At 63.3% G+C, this 14,952-nt stretch carries 12 protein-coding genes; 8 read left to right on the top strand and 4 right to left on the bottom strand.

Going from position 1 to position 14,952, the window contains the following annotated elements:
- The first annotated feature begins 33 nt into the window (after positions 1–33).
- From GFJ39_RS03340 to GFJ39_RS03320, 5 genes are all read left to right on the top strand, one after another.
- The gene (locus tag GFJ39_RS03340; RefSeq protein WP_153429798.1) at positions 34–4,569 is read left to right on the top strand and encodes an AAA family ATPase; all 4,536 of its coding nucleotides are present in this window, start codon (positions 34–36) and stop codon (positions 4,567–4,569) included.
- A 112-nt stretch (positions 4,570–4,681) separates the two neighbouring features.
- Positions 4,682–5,368 (top strand): metallophosphoesterase, encoded by a 687-nt coding sequence (locus tag GFJ39_RS03335; protein ID WP_153429796.1) that lies wholly within the window; start codon positions 4,682–4,684, stop codon positions 5,366–5,368.
- Positions 5,369–5,378: 10 nt separating this feature from the next.
- A complete protein-coding gene (locus tag GFJ39_RS03330) occupies positions 5,379–5,714 on the top strand; it encodes a chorismate mutase (RefSeq protein ID WP_153429932.1) in 336 nt (111 codons plus the stop codon).
- The gene (locus GFJ39_RS03325) at positions 5,714–6,223 is read left to right on the top strand and encodes a SixA phosphatase family protein (protein WP_153429794.1); all 510 of its coding nucleotides are present in this window, start codon (positions 5,714–5,716) and stop codon (positions 6,221–6,223) included. The genes GFJ39_RS03330 and GFJ39_RS03325 overlap by 1 nt, the downstream gene beginning before the upstream one ends.
- A gap of 91 nt (positions 6,224–6,314) precedes the next feature.
- Positions 6,315–7,610, top strand: a complete 1,296-nt coding sequence (locus GFJ39_RS03320; RefSeq protein ID WP_153429792.1) for a citrate synthase — start codon at positions 6,315–6,317, stop codon at positions 7,608–7,610.
- A 16-nt stretch (positions 7,611–7,626) separates the two neighbouring features.
- On the opposite strand, the gene GFJ39_RS03315 is transcribed toward GFJ39_RS03320, so the two are convergent.
- Positions 7,627–7,863 (bottom strand): hypothetical protein, encoded by a 237-nt coding sequence (locus GFJ39_RS03315; RefSeq protein WP_325062810.1) that lies wholly within the window; start codon positions 7,861–7,863, stop codon positions 7,627–7,629.
- A gap of 207 nt (positions 7,864–8,070) precedes the next feature.
- Between GFJ39_RS03315 and GFJ39_RS03310 the strand changes: the two genes are divergently transcribed.
- Positions 8,071–8,817 carry an orotate phosphoribosyltransferase gene (locus tag GFJ39_RS03310; RefSeq protein WP_153429790.1) on the top strand — a complete coding sequence of 249 codons (747 nt, stop codon included), beginning with the start codon at positions 8,071–8,073 and terminating at the stop codon, positions 8,815–8,817.
- Entirely contained in the window at positions 8,817–9,662 is an 846-nt protein-coding gene (murI, locus tag GFJ39_RS03305) for a glutamate racemase (protein ID WP_153429788.1), read from the top strand. The genes GFJ39_RS03310 and murI overlap by 1 nt, the downstream gene beginning before the upstream one ends.
- 46 nt (positions 9,663–9,708) lie before the next feature.
- Here the strand turns inward: murI and GFJ39_RS03300 are convergent, their stop codons facing one another.
- Positions 9,709–10,764, bottom strand: coding sequence for a polyprenyl synthetase family protein (locus GFJ39_RS03300; protein ID WP_153429786.1), 1,056 nt, complete (start codon positions 10,762–10,764; stop codon positions 9,709–9,711).
- Positions 10,765–10,914: 150 nt separating this feature from the next.
- On the opposite strand from GFJ39_RS03300, the gene GFJ39_RS03295 reads away from it, so the two are divergent.
- Complete coding sequence (locus GFJ39_RS03295; RefSeq protein ID WP_153429784.1) at positions 10,915–11,757, top strand: tRNA1(Val) (adenine(37)-N6)-methyltransferase; 843 nt, start codon at positions 10,915–10,917, stop codon at positions 11,755–11,757.
- A 22-nt stretch (positions 11,758–11,779) separates the two neighbouring features.
- Here the strand turns inward: GFJ39_RS03295 and GFJ39_RS03290 are convergent, their stop codons facing one another.
- Complete coding sequence (locus GFJ39_RS03290; RefSeq protein ID WP_153429782.1) at positions 11,780–12,799, bottom strand: ribonucleotide-diphosphate reductase subunit beta; 1,020 nt, start codon at positions 12,797–12,799, stop codon at positions 11,780–11,782.
- A 25-nt stretch (positions 12,800–12,824) separates the two neighbouring features.
- On the bottom strand, positions 12,825–14,801 hold the full coding sequence (locus tag GFJ39_RS03285; RefSeq protein WP_153429780.1) for a ribonucleoside-diphosphate reductase subunit alpha: 1,977 nt from the start codon (positions 14,799–14,801) through the stop codon (positions 12,825–12,827).
- Between the last annotated feature and the right edge of the window lie 151 nt (positions 14,802–14,952).

Raw genomic sequence — 14,952 nt, 5'->3', positions numbered from 1 at the left:
CCACTAACGTAGGACCAGTATTTCCATACCCTGATGTCGAGCCGCACAACGACGATCGACCGCCTGAGCATTGGCGGCTTCAAGAGTTTCGCCGATGAGGTGCGTCTCGATATCCTTCCGGGTCTGACGGGGATCATCGGGCCGAACGGCTGCGGAAAATCCAATGTCGTCGAAGGCCTGCGCTGGGCCATGGGCGAGACCTCCGCCCGCGCCCTGCGTGGCGGGGAACTCGATGACCTGATCTTCGCGGGCACGGGCGCACGCTCGGCCCGCAACATCGCTCAGGTCACGCTGCATCTGAGCAATGCGGCCGGTCTGGCCCCGTCCCCGTTCCAGGACGCGGACGAGCTGGAAATCAGCCGGCGTGCAGAGCGTGGATCGGGTAGCGAATACCGCATCAACGGCCGCGTCATGCGCGCCCGTGACGTCCAGACGCTATTTGCCGATCTGGCATCCGGCGCGCGCAGTTCCGCCATCATCAGCCAGAACCGCGTCGGCCAACTCATCGCGGCCAAACCCGAGGAACGGCGCCTGCTGCTCGAAGAGGCCGCGGGCATCACAGGTCTGCACGCCCGGCGCCACGATGCCGAACTCAAACTGCGCCAGACCGAGACGAACCTTTCCCGCGCCGAAGACCTGCGCCTTCAGCTTGAGGAGCGACTGGAAAGCCTTGAGGGCCAGACGGTTCAGGCCCGGAAATACCGCGAGATTTCCGAAAAGATCCGCCAGACGGAAACCGAGCTTCATGCCCTGCTCCATGCTCGCGCCAATCTGGCTGTCCAGCGCAGCCGGGACGATCTGGCAAAAGCACGCGAGGACCTGAAAAAGGCCGAGCAGGCCGCAGAAGCCGCCGCCACGGCCGAGTTCGAGGCCCGCAAGGCCGCCCCGCAGGCGCGCGAGGAAACGGACCGTCTGCGCAGCGCTCTGGAACGGCTGAAGGTCCAGTCCGAAATCCTGAATCAGGATCTCGACCGCGCCCGGCAGACCGAGTCCGAAACCCGCCTTCGCCTTGAACAGGCCGAAGGCGACCTGACCCGCAGCGAAGCCAGTCTGACGGCGGACCGGGAAGCCCGGCAGAAGGCCGCGGAAGAATGTGCGGGCCTTGAGGCCGACATGGCCGCCCTGCCCGGTCTGCGTTCATCCTGCGCAACAGAATGCGAGCGTCTCGATACGCTCGAAAAAGAACAGGCCCTCGCCCTGGAAAATGCGACCCGCCTGCGGGATGCTGAAGCCATCCGCAGGGATGGCGTGATGGAAGGGCTGGATGCCCTGACCCTTCGTCTGGATGCGGAAATCGGCGCGCTGGATGCCCTTGAGGCAGAAATCGCGGCACTGGATCAGGCGATGCCCGATCACGACACGCTGGACGCGCTGCGCCAGAACACCGCACTGATGCAGGAACAGTCGCAGTTCGCCAGCCGTCGGGAACAGGACTGCACGACCGCCTTGCAGGAAGCGCGCCTCAAGGCCGAGCTGGACGGGCGGGCGCTGGCGGAAGGCAGGAGCCGCCTCGAAGCGCTTCAGGCCACGGAAGCCGATCTGGACAGACGTCTTCAAACGACCCAGACCCAGATCACGCAGGACCGGACCACACGGAATGCCGCTCAGGCCGCCCTGCTGACCGGGGACGCAAGAGCCGGGCTTGAAACGGCCCGCGACAGCACGGCACAGGCGCTGGCCGAAGCCCGCGAACGCGAGGACCACGCCCGGCAGGAACAGGAGCGGCTCGGCGCCCTCTGGCTGGAAGCCCGTGCTGCGGCAGAAGAAGGCACGCAGCGTCGCAAGGCGCTTTTCCGAACCGTTGAACAGACCCGGCAGGCCGTCGATCAGGCGCGACAGAAAGTTCAGTTGGCCACTACGGCGGAGACAACGGCCCGGGCTGCCCTTGTGCCCGAACAGGCCGTTCTGGATGCCCGCAATACCGTCACGCAGGCCGAAGAGCGCCTGACAGATCTGCAAAAGGCTCTCACAGAGGCGGAAGCCACACTGGCAGAGACGCGCGAACAGGAAACACAGGCCCGGCAGGCCCTGTCCGCGCTGGAAACGCTCATCCTGCGCACAAAGGGCGAATGCGAGGGGCTGGAGCAGAGTCTCAACGCCGTTGCCGCCCAGCCCGATCCGCTGGAAGACACGCTGGACCTTCCGGCGGACATGGCTCGCGCCGTCGCGGCGGTGCTGGCGGACGGGCTGGATGCGTCCCTTGCTCCCGACAACACTTCCGCCGACCGGCGCTGGCGCTCTCTGGACCGTCTTGGGAGTGCGGAACTGGCGGGCTGTCGTCCGCTCTCGGATCTCGTTCAGGCCCCTGCGGCGCTGCAACGCTGTCTGGACGCCGCATTCCTGCTTGAGGATGCCAGCGCCGGGCCGGACCTGCAGAAAACCCTTCAGCCGGGACAGGTTCTGGTCTGCCGCAGCGGTGCGCTCTGGCGCTGGGATGGATTTACCCGCTCCGCCGATGCGCCGGATGCCGGAGCCGCCCGGCTGGAGCAGCGACGGCGTCTGACGGAAGCCCATGCCCTGCTTCGGGTCCAGCAGGCCGATCAGCCCCGCCTGAGCCAGACCTGCACCACAGCCATCAAGGCGCGCGAACAGGCCGAAACGGCACTCGCGGCCCTGCGACGCGACCGCACAGCGCTGGAGCCGCGGCTTGCCGAAGCCCGGACCGTGGCATCGCGGATCGAGCAGAAAGCAGCGCTGGCCCGCACACAATGGGAACAGGCTGCGGAACGCCTGAAAGACGCCGAGGCTGCACTGGAAACCGCCCAGGGCGCAGCCACGCAGGCCGAAGCCGAGCTGGAAGCCCATCCCGCTCCCGACGACCTGCTGCTCAGGGCGCAGACCAGCGCTCAGGATGCTGAAAACGCCCGCAAGGCCCTGCGAGACGCCAGCACCAGCCTTCAGGATGCGCGGAGCGCCGCGGATACCGCAGCGCGCGCGCTGGATCAGGCCCTTCTGCGGCATGACAGCACACTCACCCGCCTGCGGGATCTGGATGAAGGGCTGACGCGGCTGGAGCAGGAACACGAGCGTCTGACAGTCCAGCGTGTTGCACTCCAGCAACAGGACAACCGGCCCGATATCCCCGCATTACAAGCCGCGTCTCAGGTCTCGCAGCAGGTTTTCGATCAGGCACGTTCCTCTGCCGAGGCAGCATCGCAGGCGGCACGGAAAAGCCGTGAAGACGCCACCAGCCTGACGCGGGAGCTTCAGGCGCTCGACCAGTCCGCCGCAACGGCCCTCGCCCGGCGTTCCGCGCTGGAACCGCGTCAGCGGGAGCTGCACGACCTCGTCAGCCGCCTGCGCGACGATCATGCCAGACGGACGGCCGAACTGGCCGAAAGGCCCGATCCTGCGGTGCTGGAACAGGCGGTTCTGGACGCCACGGCGCCCCTTCACGAAACCCGCACTCTGCTGGACGCCGCCCGGGCCGAAAGCGGCCGCCTGTCTCTTGAAGACGTCCGTCTGACCGGCGCCCTGGCTGCGGTCCGCGCCCGGCTTGAGGCACTCGGCACCCGGATCGCGGGCGAAGAGGCCAGTCTTGCGCATCTGAGGAGCCGACGGGACGAGCTGCGGGACAGCTTTCAGACGCACAGCGCCATCCCTGCCGAGCTGGAACGGAAACTCTCCGGCCATGACCAGACCCTGACGGACGCCCGGAACGCCTATGACGCGGCACGCGCCCGGGACGAAGCGGCCGGTGCCGCGGGGCTGGAAGCGCAGGAGCAGCGTCGTAACGCCGACCTCGCACTGGCGGCAGGCCGGGAAGCAATCGCACGCCTGACCGAACGCGCCGAACAGGCCGTCGCCGCCCGCGAGCGCCTGCTGGCCGACAGCGAACCTCCCGAAGGCGGGGCACAGGGCGCTGCCTATCCCTCCGATCTTTCCGAACAGGCCGAGACCTCGACCCGCCGCCGCCTTTCCCGCCTGACCCGCGAGCGCGAAGACCTGGGCGCGGTCAATCTGCGGGCCGAAGCCGAATTCGAGGAAGCGCGCGAAACAGCCGAGACCATCGCCCGCGAGCACGCCGAACTGACGGCGGCCATCAACAGGCTGCGCGGGGGGATCGGCACGATCAACCGCGAAGGACGCGAGCGCCTTTTGGCGGTCTTCTCGGAAGTGGACCGGCATTTCCAGTCCCTGTTCGCGCGCATGTTCGGCGGCGGACGCGCACATCTGGGCATGGTCGGCAGCGATGATCCGCTGGAAGCCGGGCTGGAAATCTTTGCCCAGCCACCGGGCAAGAAGCTCTCCACGCTGTCCCTGCTTTCCGGCGGCGAACAGGCCCTGACCGCGCTTTCGCTGATCTTCGCGACCTTCCGCTGCAACCCCGCGCCCATCTGCGTGCTCGACGAGGTCGATGCGCCGCTGGATGATGCGAATGTCGAGCGTTTCTGCTCCCTGCTGTCCGACATGACGAAGGAAGCCGGCACGCGCTTCCTGGTCGTGACGCATCATCAGCTGACAATGGCGCACATGGACCGTCTTTATGGTGTCACGATGCAGGAACGTGGTGTAAGCCGGGTCCTGTCAGTCGATCTGGGGCGTGCCGCAGCACTTGTGGACGGCTGAGGTCAATTTTCTCAAACAGATAAATTGACGTTGGACCGTTCTGGCCCTTTGATAGAAGGAAAACTGGAAAGCACGCGCCATCTTCGTTGATCCACCCCTTCCCGACCCCGTCATGACGCGAATCCGTGAACACGGCATCCGCGTGGTGGGAGACGTGCATGGTGATCTCAACGCTTTCCGTCACGCCACCGCGACCGACCGCTTTGTCATCCAGCTCGGAGACCTCGTCGATCACGGCCCCGACAGCGCCGGCGTGATGGAACTGATGCTCGAACTTCTGGAGCAGCAGCGCGGGCTGTTCATTCTCGGCAACCATGACCGCAAGCTGGGCCGCGCCCTCGAAGGCAGGCGCCTGAGGCGTGATCCGCCGCTTGAGGAAACGCTGCGCCAGATTTCGCTGCCGGAATATGAGGGGCTTCCCGAACGCGCCTACAGGGCCATCGATCAGGCGCCGACATGGCTGCGGATCGGCCGCTCCCTGTTCGTGCATGGCGGATTTCATACGGCCATGCTCTCCCATTCCCCGGTGCCGGGTCTGGGCGAGATGTCCGCGCCGCTGTCCCGCGCTCTTTTTGGTGAAACCACCGGCCGCATGCAGCCGGATGGCTATCCCGAACGCCGCCTGACCTGGATCAACCGCATCCCCGAGGGGATGACGGTCTATGTCGGCCATGACCGCCGCTCGACCGACGGACGCCCCTGGCGCCGGACGGGACGTCTGGGAGGCACGGCCGTCTTTACCGATCTCGGTGCCGGAAAAGGCGGCCATCTTGCATGGATCGATTTGAATGAGCCCTGAGCCCTCCAACATGCCTCACACCTCCAGACCGGCTGGCTCCGATCCTGCCCTGGCCGAACTCGAACGCCTGCGCGCAAGCATCGACAACATCGATGCCGCCCTGATCCACATGCTGGCGGAACGCTTCCGCTGCACGCAGGAAGTCGGGAAGCTCAAGGCCCGCGCCCATCTCCCGCCGGCCGACCCGTCCCGGGAGACGCGCCAGATCGAACGCCTGCGCCAGCTTGCCCGTGATGCCCATCTGGATCCGGATTTCGCCGAAAAGTTCCTGGCCTTCGTCATCCGTGAGGTCATCCGCCATCACGAAGCCATCGCCGCGGACGCCCGCCGGGCATCGGAAGGCTGATGCGCCGCCTCCTGCTTCTGCGCCACGCCGAGGCCGTCCCCCATGTCCTGACGGAGAAGGGGGACCGCGCCCGTACGCTTACACCGAAGGGACAGGAGCAGGCCGCCAGCATCGGCAGACAGCTTGCCACGCTGGACCTTCCTTTTCCCATGCGGGTCCTGTGCAGCCCCGCCATCCGCACCCGGCAGACCGCGCAGGGCGTGCTTGCCGCTTCTGACATGGCCGCCTCGCTTGAAATCGCAGACAGCCTGTATTCCGCCACGGCTGACGATCTTTACGGCCTCATTCACGCCACGCCGGAAACTGTCGGGACTCTGATGATCGTCGGCCATAACCCGACCATCGGCGACTTCGCCTGCGATCTTCTCGGTCCTGCTCTTCAGAGCACCCGGTTTTCCACGCTCTACCGCTCTTATCCGCTGGCTGGCCTGACGGTTCTGGGCGTTCCGGGACAATGGCTGGACGTCCGCCCGTCCACGATCCAGCCCATTACGCTCCTCCAGCCCTGAAAGCGCGTCCAGAGGGCTTCTCTGGACATAAAAAACCTTTCAGAGATAAAACAGAACAACATCCTTACAGTCCAGGCGGGTTATCAACTGCATGTCCGAAAACCGTTCCGCAACCTTTGGTCTCGATGGCCTCAGCCGTCAGTTTCCAGTTCTGGAAGGGACGATCGGTCCGGACGTCGTGGATATGCGCGCCCTGTCCCAGAAAACGGGCGTCTTCTCCTTCGATCCGGGGCTGGGCAGCACCGCGACCTGCACCAGCGCCATCAGCTATATTGACGGCGACAAGGGCATCCTGCTGCATCGCGGCTATCCGATCGAAGACCTGGCCCTCAACGCCAGCTTCACCGAAACGGCCTATCTGCTGCTTTATGGCGAACTGCCAACCGCCGCGCAGTATCAGGCATTCCGCACGGACATGAACACCCACCGGCTGCTGAACGAGCAGCTCCGGAACTTCTTCAACGGATTCCGACGCGATGCGCATCCCATGGCGATCCTGTGCGGAACGGTCGGCGCGCTTTCGGCCTTTTATCATGACGGGCTGGACATTTCGGAGCCAAAAGCCCGGGATCTCTCGGCCCGCCGGCTGATCGCCAAGGTCCCGACCATCGCAGCCTGGGCATATAAATATTCCATCGGTGAGCCCTTCATCTATCCCGATGAAGAAATGTCGTTCTCCGAGAACTTCCTGCACATGCTGTTCGCCCGGCCCGGCAATCATTACCGGGTCAATCCCGTGCTGGCCCGCGCGATGGACCGTATCCTGCTGCTGCACGCCGATCACGAGCAGAACGCCTCCACGACGACTGTCCGCCTCGTCGGTTCGACCGGCGCGAATCCCTATGCCTGCATCGCGGCCGGCATTGCCGCCCTGTGGGGGCCTGCGCATGGCGGCGCCAACGAAGCCGCGCTCGGCATGCTGGAAACCATCGGCACCCGCGACGGCATCCCGGCCTTCCTCAACGAGGTCAAGAACCGCAATTCCGGCGTGCGCCTGATGGGCTTCGGCCATCGCGTCTACAAGAACTTCGATCCGCGTGCGAAGATCCTTCAGGCGACCTGTCACGAGGTCATCGAGGAACTGGGGCTCAAGCGCGATCCGCTTCTGGATCTGGCGATGGAACTGGAGCGCGTGGCGACCGAGGACGATTATTTCGTCAGCCGCCGTCTCTACCCGAATGTGGATTTCTATTCCGGACTGATCCTCAAGGCCCTCGGGATTCCCAAGAGCATGTTCACCGTTCTGTTCGCGGTCGCGCGGACGGTCGGCTGGGTCAGTCAGTGGAAGGAAATGATCGAGGAACCGTCCGTTCGCATCAGCCGTCCAAGACAGCTCTATATCGGTGCGGCGGAACGGAGTTTCGTTCCCATGAGCGAGAGGCGCTGAAGCGCCTCCACGGCGTTCAGCAGTCGCAGCCCGGGGTCTGGCCATGGGCCTGACGGACGACGTGATGGTCGATCCATTCGGCCACGAGGCGGCGTGCTTCCTTCACGGAAGATTCGGGATGGTGGATGCGATACAGCGTCGTGCAGGCCGCAAAAGCCTGCATGTCCGGCTGGCCGACTTCACGCAGTTCCTGATAGGCCGTCACAACAGCGCGTTCGCATTTCCGGCCGATCCGACTGGTCTCTATGCTCACTTCTGTTCCTGCCGTAAATGAGAATGAATATCGATATCTCTCCCTAGAACTCCGGACGCCCGCATGCAAGCACGAAGATCGATGGGACCGGTAACACTGACAGGCAGCAGATAAAGTTCACACAGCCCGGAAGCAGAACATATTGCCCCTACCCTTCCCGGCGACAGCCCGGTAAACCACGAGAAAACGACGTCAGCGGAGACAAGCATGACCCAGTTCGCCGAAAGCCCGATGGCGGGCCGCACCCAGTGGGACCGCGACGCGGCCCTGACCACGGCCCGTATCCTGCTTGAGATCAAGGCCATCAACTTCCGCCCGGAAGAACCCTACACCCTGACGTCCGGCTGGAAATCCCCGGTCTATATCGACTGCCGCAAGATCATTTTCTTCCCGCGCGCCCGCACCAAGATCATGGAACTGGCCGTCGAGAAGATCGGCCGTCATATCGGCTATGAAAGCATCGACGCCGTCGTGGGGGGCGAGACTGCCGGCATCCCGTTCGCTGCCTGGATCGCGGACCGGATGATGACCCCGATGGCCTATGTGCGCAAAAAGCCGAAGGGCTTCGGCCGCAATGCGCAGATCGAAGGCGATGTGCCCGAAGGCATGCGCACCCTGCTGGTCGAGGACCTGACGACGGATGGCGCCTCCAAGATCCGATTCGCCAATGCCCTGCGCGATGCCGGCGCCATCGTGAACCACACCTTCGTCGTGTTCTTCTATGGCGTGTTCCCGGGCGCCCATAAGACGCTGGCGGACATGGACATCTCGCTCCATTCGCTCTGCACGTGGTGGGACGTTCTGGAAGCCTGTGCCGGCGGTGACTACTTCTCCGAAAAAGACAGCGCCGAAGTCCGCCGCTTCCTGGAAGACCCATGCGGCTGGTCCAGGAAGCATGGCGGCGTGAGCAGCGCGGAAGAAGCGCTGGCTCTCAAGGCCAAAGCCGAAGCCTGATGGACACTGGCGCGTCCGTGCCAACTGGCCGGAGTCTGGTTTTTGACTCCGGCATTGGCGGGATGGGGGTCGTGCAGGCCCTGCGTGACCTCCTCCCCGCCCTGCATATCGACTATCTCGCCGATACGGCGCTGTTCCCGTATGGCGAACAGCCGGACGATCTGCTGACCTCCCGGATCGTCAGCCTTCTGATTGCCGCCTGCGAGCGACTTCAGCCCGATGTTCTGGTTATTGCCTGCAACACCGCCAGCACGATTGCCCTACCTGCCCTGCGGCAACGCCTGAACATTCCCGTAGTCGGCTGCGTACCCCCGATCCGCTGGGCCGGGCGTGTTTCCGAGAGCCGGGTCATCGGTCTGCTGTCGACGTCGGCCACGGCGCGACGCCCATACATCCTCCAGCTTCATCGTGATTTTGCGCCCGACTGCCGCCTGATCACCCATGGTGCACGCCGACTGGCGGATCTGGCAGAGCGCGCCTTTCTGGGTAAGGCCATCGCAGATTCAGACGTACAGCACGAACTGACCTGCCTCTTCAGTCAGCCTCATGGCGGCGAAATCGACACCGTAGGCTTGGGCTGCACGCATTACACATTCCTGATGGATGCTTTCGAGCGCCTGTCGCCCCCCGGCATCACCTGGCTGGACCCCGCCCCCGCCGTCGCACGGCAGGTCAGGGCTGTCCTTCAGGAGGCACGCCGCGCCTCGGCACCATCCCGCCCCGGTAGGCTTCTGATGACCCGCGCACCACAGGACGCCGCAGGACTGGAAGCGGCAGCGGAAAGACTCGGTTTTTCGCAATGGGATATGTTCGCGGCTCTCGCACCGGGCATGGCGGAAGCCTGAAAAAAAAACGCCCTGTCCACTCAGGAACAGGGCGCTTCAGGCTGCCTCAGCGTGCGCGATCGACGGTGTACTGGACCGTCTCCGTCATAAGGCGCCGCAGTTCACTGTCGGGGAAAATCGACAGCGCATTCACAGCCTCGGCCGCATAGGCCTGCGCGCGGGCGATCGTCGTTGCAATAGCGCCGGTCTTCTCGATCAGGGCCAGAGCATGCGGCAGATCGGCTTCCGTCTGCTCGCCCTTTTCGATGACACGCTCCCAGAACGCCCGGTCTTCGGGAGAGCCGGCTTCATAGGCCGCCAGGACCGGCAGCGTGATCTTGCCCTCACGCATGTCATCGCCGACCGTCTTGCCCAGAACCTGCTGATCGGCCGCGTAGTCCAGCGCATCATCGACAAGCTGGAACGCCATGCCCAGATTGGTCCCGAAACGGTCCAGCGCCAGTTCTTCCGCTTCCGGACGGTCCGCGACCACCGCACCCACGCGACAGGCTGCCGCGAACAGAGCGGCCGTCTTGCCGTGAATGACTTCAAGATAGCGATCGACCGGCGTGGACAGATCGTTCTGCGTCACCATCTGCAGGACTTCGCCTTCGGCAATGGTCGCCGAAGCATCAGACAGAATCGCCATGACCTTGAGCGACCCGTCCGCCGTCATGAGCTGAAACGAGCGCGCGAACAGGAAATCGCCCACCAGGACGGAGGCCTTGTTGCCGAATACGGCGTTGGCTGACGCCAGCCCCCGGCGCAGATTGCTCTCATCAACCACGTCATCGTGAAGGAGCGTCGCGGTATGGATGAACTCCACACAGGCCGCGAGACCGACATGACGCTGGTTTTCGGGAGTCGACTGGTAGCCGCACAGACGGGAAGAGGCGAGTGTCAGCAGGGGTCGCAGACGCTTGCCGCCAGCCGCGACAAGATGGGCGCCAAGCTGCGGAATGAGTGGAACCGGGCTCTCCATCCGCGCAATAATCGCACGGTTGCAGGCCTGCATGTCCTGTTCCAGGTAGGCGGACAGAGCGGAAAGGGCACTCTCGCCCCCTGCATCCCTGACCACAGCTTTCTCAACGGTCGCAGAAACGTCCGGTGCGGCAGAATCCAAGGGTGATTACTCCAGTTCCCGCAACGGCCCCGGAGACTGGCCCAGGACCGCACGGGCACGATATGATGTGGCGTGGCCCGCTTCTTTCTCTCCTGTCGCGGGAAGAACGAACGGGCCATGTAACGCCGGACGACAGGTTGGAAAGACCATATGAGCGGCAGCAGGAAGACGGTCAACCCATTGCAGCCCCCGAAGCCCTCCCCCGATGGTTCATTCGCCACGCTTTGCTCCGCCAGGGAGGAAGGCTCACTGCTGGGGGGATGGGTCCGCTATGACCAGTTCCGCCAAGGCTACCGGACCGGACTTGAGCCTGTCCTGATGGCCGCCTCCATCCCGGCGAGACCGGGCGAAACAGTTCTGGAAGCCGGCTGTGGCGCCGGTGCCGCGCTCCTGTGTCTTTCAGCCCGCATTCCGGATCTGCATGGAGTCGGCCTGGAAGCCGATCCCGAAACCATCAAACTGGCTGAATGGAATATCCGGAACAATCTTGGTCCGACCGATTTCCCGAGGCTCCAGATTCTTCAGGCCCATTTGCCCGACATTCCCCGCACCCTGCGTGCGCTCACGCCAACAGCAAACGGCCGCTTTCATCATGTCATGGCGAACCCGCCCTGGCACAGCCCCCACGGAACACCCTCGCCCGATACGAGACGACGGCTTGCCCTGAGTGCGGAGACAACCGCTCCGGAAGAGTGGATCCGAGCCCTGACAAAATGGGTGCTGCCCGGAGGAACGCTGACATTCGTGCTGTCCGCGACCGTTGCGGACCGGGCGTGTCAGACATTGCTGGAAAACGGATGTGGTTCGATCCAGTTCTATCCCTTCTGGCCCCGTCAGGGACGTGAAGCGAAGCTGGTTCTGGTCCGTGCGGTGCATGGAGGCCGCGGGATCTTCCGGCTGCGTGCCGGACTGATCCTGCATGAAGCAGATGGCCGCTTTACCACTGCGGCCGAGCGCGTCCTGCGCGACGGAGAAGCCCTGCCCGAGGGCTAAGGCTTCTCCATACGAGGGGCTCCTAGCTGAAGACGTTGCCTTCGAACGCTTCTTCCCAGGTCCCGGACGTGGACGCACGGGAGTATTCGGTCGAACGGTTTTCGAAGAAGTTGGCGTGCTCGACCGCGTTCAGCATGTCGTCGATCCACGGCAGAGGATTGCTTTCCTGCCCATAAACCGGATCCAGGCCCAACTGCGTCAGGCGGCGATCGGCAATAAAGCGGATGTACTTCTTCACGTCCTCGGAGGACATGCCCTCGACCGGCCCCATCTCGAAGCACAGATCGATGAACGCGTCTTCATGCTCGACTGTGGTGCGGCAGATCCGCGTCAGTTCCTCGCGGAAATCCGGCGTCCAGATTTCGCTGTTTTCGCGCACGAACGTCCGGAACAGGCGGATCATGGACAGACAGTGCAGCGTCTCGTCACGCACCGACCAGGACACGATCTGTCCCATGCCCTTGAGCTTGTTGAAACGCGGGAAGTTCAGCAGGATCGCGAAGGACGCGAAAAGCTGAAGCCCTTCCATGAACGCCCCGAAGGCCGCCATCGTCTTGGCGATTTCACGCTTGTTGTCGATGTTGAACGACTGCATGAAATCGTATTTGTCCTTCATCTCCTTGTATTTCAGGAAGGCCGAATACTCGGTCTCGGGCATCCCGATGGTATCAAGGAGATGGGAATATGCAGCGATGTGGATCGTCTCGATATTCGAGAACGCGGACAGCATCATCAGCACTTCGGTCGGTTTGAAGACCTGGCTGTAATACTTCATGTACGCGGAGTTCACTTCCACGTCCGACTGCGTGAAGAAGCGGAAAATCTGCGTCACGAGATGACGCTCGGCTTCCGTCAGCGTCCGGTGCCAGTCCTTCACGTCATCGGCCAGCGGCACTTCCTCCGGCAGCCAGTGGACGCGCTGCTGGGTCAGCCAGGCGTCATAGGCCCAGGGGTAGCGGAAGGGCTTGTAAACCGGGTTGGCGGTCATCAGGTCGAAATGCTGTTCCGCCTGATGTCCGGTCGTCGGGGTCGTGTCGCTCATGATCGCGTCCTTTCGCATCCCGCCATTACTGGCAGGACAGGCACTCTTCGTAATCGCCGCTGCTCATCTCGCCGCGCGGGGCGGCCTGAGCCGTGGCTTCGTATTTCTCGTCTTCCAGAATGTCGCTCTTCACCGCGAGGTTGGACACGGCATCCGCGCGCTGCACGGACAGGGAGCGGCAGTAGTACAGGGACTTCAGGCCCTTCTTCCACGCCTGGAAATGGATCTGATGCAGATCACGCTTGTGAACATCGGCTGGCAGGAACAAGTTCACCGACTGCGCCTGACAGATGAACGGCGCACGGTCGGCGGCATGTTCCACAACCCAGCGCTGGTCGAGTTCGAACGCCGTCTTGAACACGTCCTTCTCGTCCTGCGTCAGGAAGTCGAGGTTCTGCACGGAGCCTTTGTTCAGCGTGATCGCCGACCAGACTTCGTCCGTGTCATAGCCGCGCTCTTCCAAAATCTTTTTCAGGTGGCGGTTGCGGACCGAGAAAGAGCCCGAGAGCGTCTTCTGCAGGAACACATTCGCGCTGATCGGCTCGATTCCGGGGCTGGCATTGCCAGTGATGATGGAAATCGAGGCCGTCGGGGCAATGGCGAGCTTGTGCGAGAATCGCTCCATGAAGCCGTATTCGGCAGCATCGGGGCACGGACCACGCACTTCCGCCAGATGTTTCGACGCAGCATCAGCCTGCTTGCGGATGTGTTCGAAAATCTTCCGGTTCCAGACCTTCGCCATTACGGACTCGAACGGAATCATCCGGGCCTGAAGGAAGGAATGGAAGCCCATCACGCCCAGCCCGACCGAACGCTCACGCGCGGCGGCGTATTTCGCCCGCGCCATGTCGTCCGGTGCGCGGTCGATGAAGTCCTGCAGCACGTTATCGAGGAACAGCATCACGTCCTCGATGAACTGCGGATCATCCTTCCACTCGTCCCAGGTCTCGAGATTGAGCGAGGACAGGCAGCAGACGGCCGTACGGTTCTTGCCGTGATGGTCAATGCCGGTCGGCAAGGTGATCTCGGCGCAGAGATTGGAGGTCTTCACTTCCAGACCAGCCAGCTTGTGATGCTCGGGCCGCGCACGGTTCACATGATCGGAATAGATGATGTAGGGCTCGCCCTGCTCCATCCGCGCCGTCAGGATCCGGATCCACAGACCGCGCGCCGAAACCTTGCGGATCGTGCTGTGATCCTTCGGCGACAGCAGCGCCCATTCCTCGTCATTTTCCACGGCGCGCATGAACGCATCCGTCACGAGCACGCCGTGATGCAGGTTCAGGGCCTTGCGGTTCGGATCGCCACCCGTCGGACGGCGCATCTCGACGAATTCTTCCACTTCCGGATGCCACACAGGCAGATACACCGCGGCCGAGCCACGACGGAGCGAACCCTGCGAGATCGCCAGCGTCAGGCTGTCCATGACGCGGATAAAGGGAATGACGCCCGACGTCTTGCCATTGCGGCCGATATTTTCGCCGATGGAGCGCAGATTGCCCCAGTAGGACCCTATGCCACCGCCCTTCGACGCCAGCCAGACGTTCTCGTTCCACAGCCCCACGATTCCTTCGAGACTGTCCTCAGCCTCGTTCAGGAAGCAGGAAATCGGCAGACCGCGCTCGGTCCCGCCATTGGACAGAACGGGCGTCGCCGGCATGAACCAGTGGCGGGAAATGTAATCATAAATCCGCTGCGCATGGCCCGCATCTGCCCCGTAATAGGATGCCACCCGTGCGAAAAGCGACTGATAGTCCTCGCCCGGGAGCAGATAGCGGTTATTCAGAGTCGCCTTGCCGAAATCAGTCAGCAGGGAATCGCGCGAGCGATCCACGCGCACGGCATGATGGCCCGGAAGCTGCACCACATCGTCGAACATGTCCGCAGAATTGGCATCTCCGGGAATCGGCGTCTCGCCCACGGGATGATCGGAAAGCGGACGCACATCATGAGTGCGCCGGGCCTTGTCGGACACGTCCATTGTCACGTCATGAAGGGTCATTCGCTCTCTCCGCCGGGCGTCTATTTCTGGTCTCTCGAGCACTCATTTCCATCACTCCGAACCCGATCGCAAGCACGAAGTTCGCTTGCAAAATCGAAAGAGCTGTGAACTTGAACCATCCCATATCTAGGGAAGGAATTCGTTAATGCCC

Source organism: Gluconobacter aidae, assembly GCF_009547075.1.
GTDB classification, from domain to species: domain Bacteria; phylum Pseudomonadota; class Alphaproteobacteria; order Acetobacterales; family Acetobacteraceae; genus Gluconobacter; species Gluconobacter aidae.
Note: the sequence above shows the minus strand (reverse complement) of the source record. Positions and strands in the feature narration are given on the sequence as shown.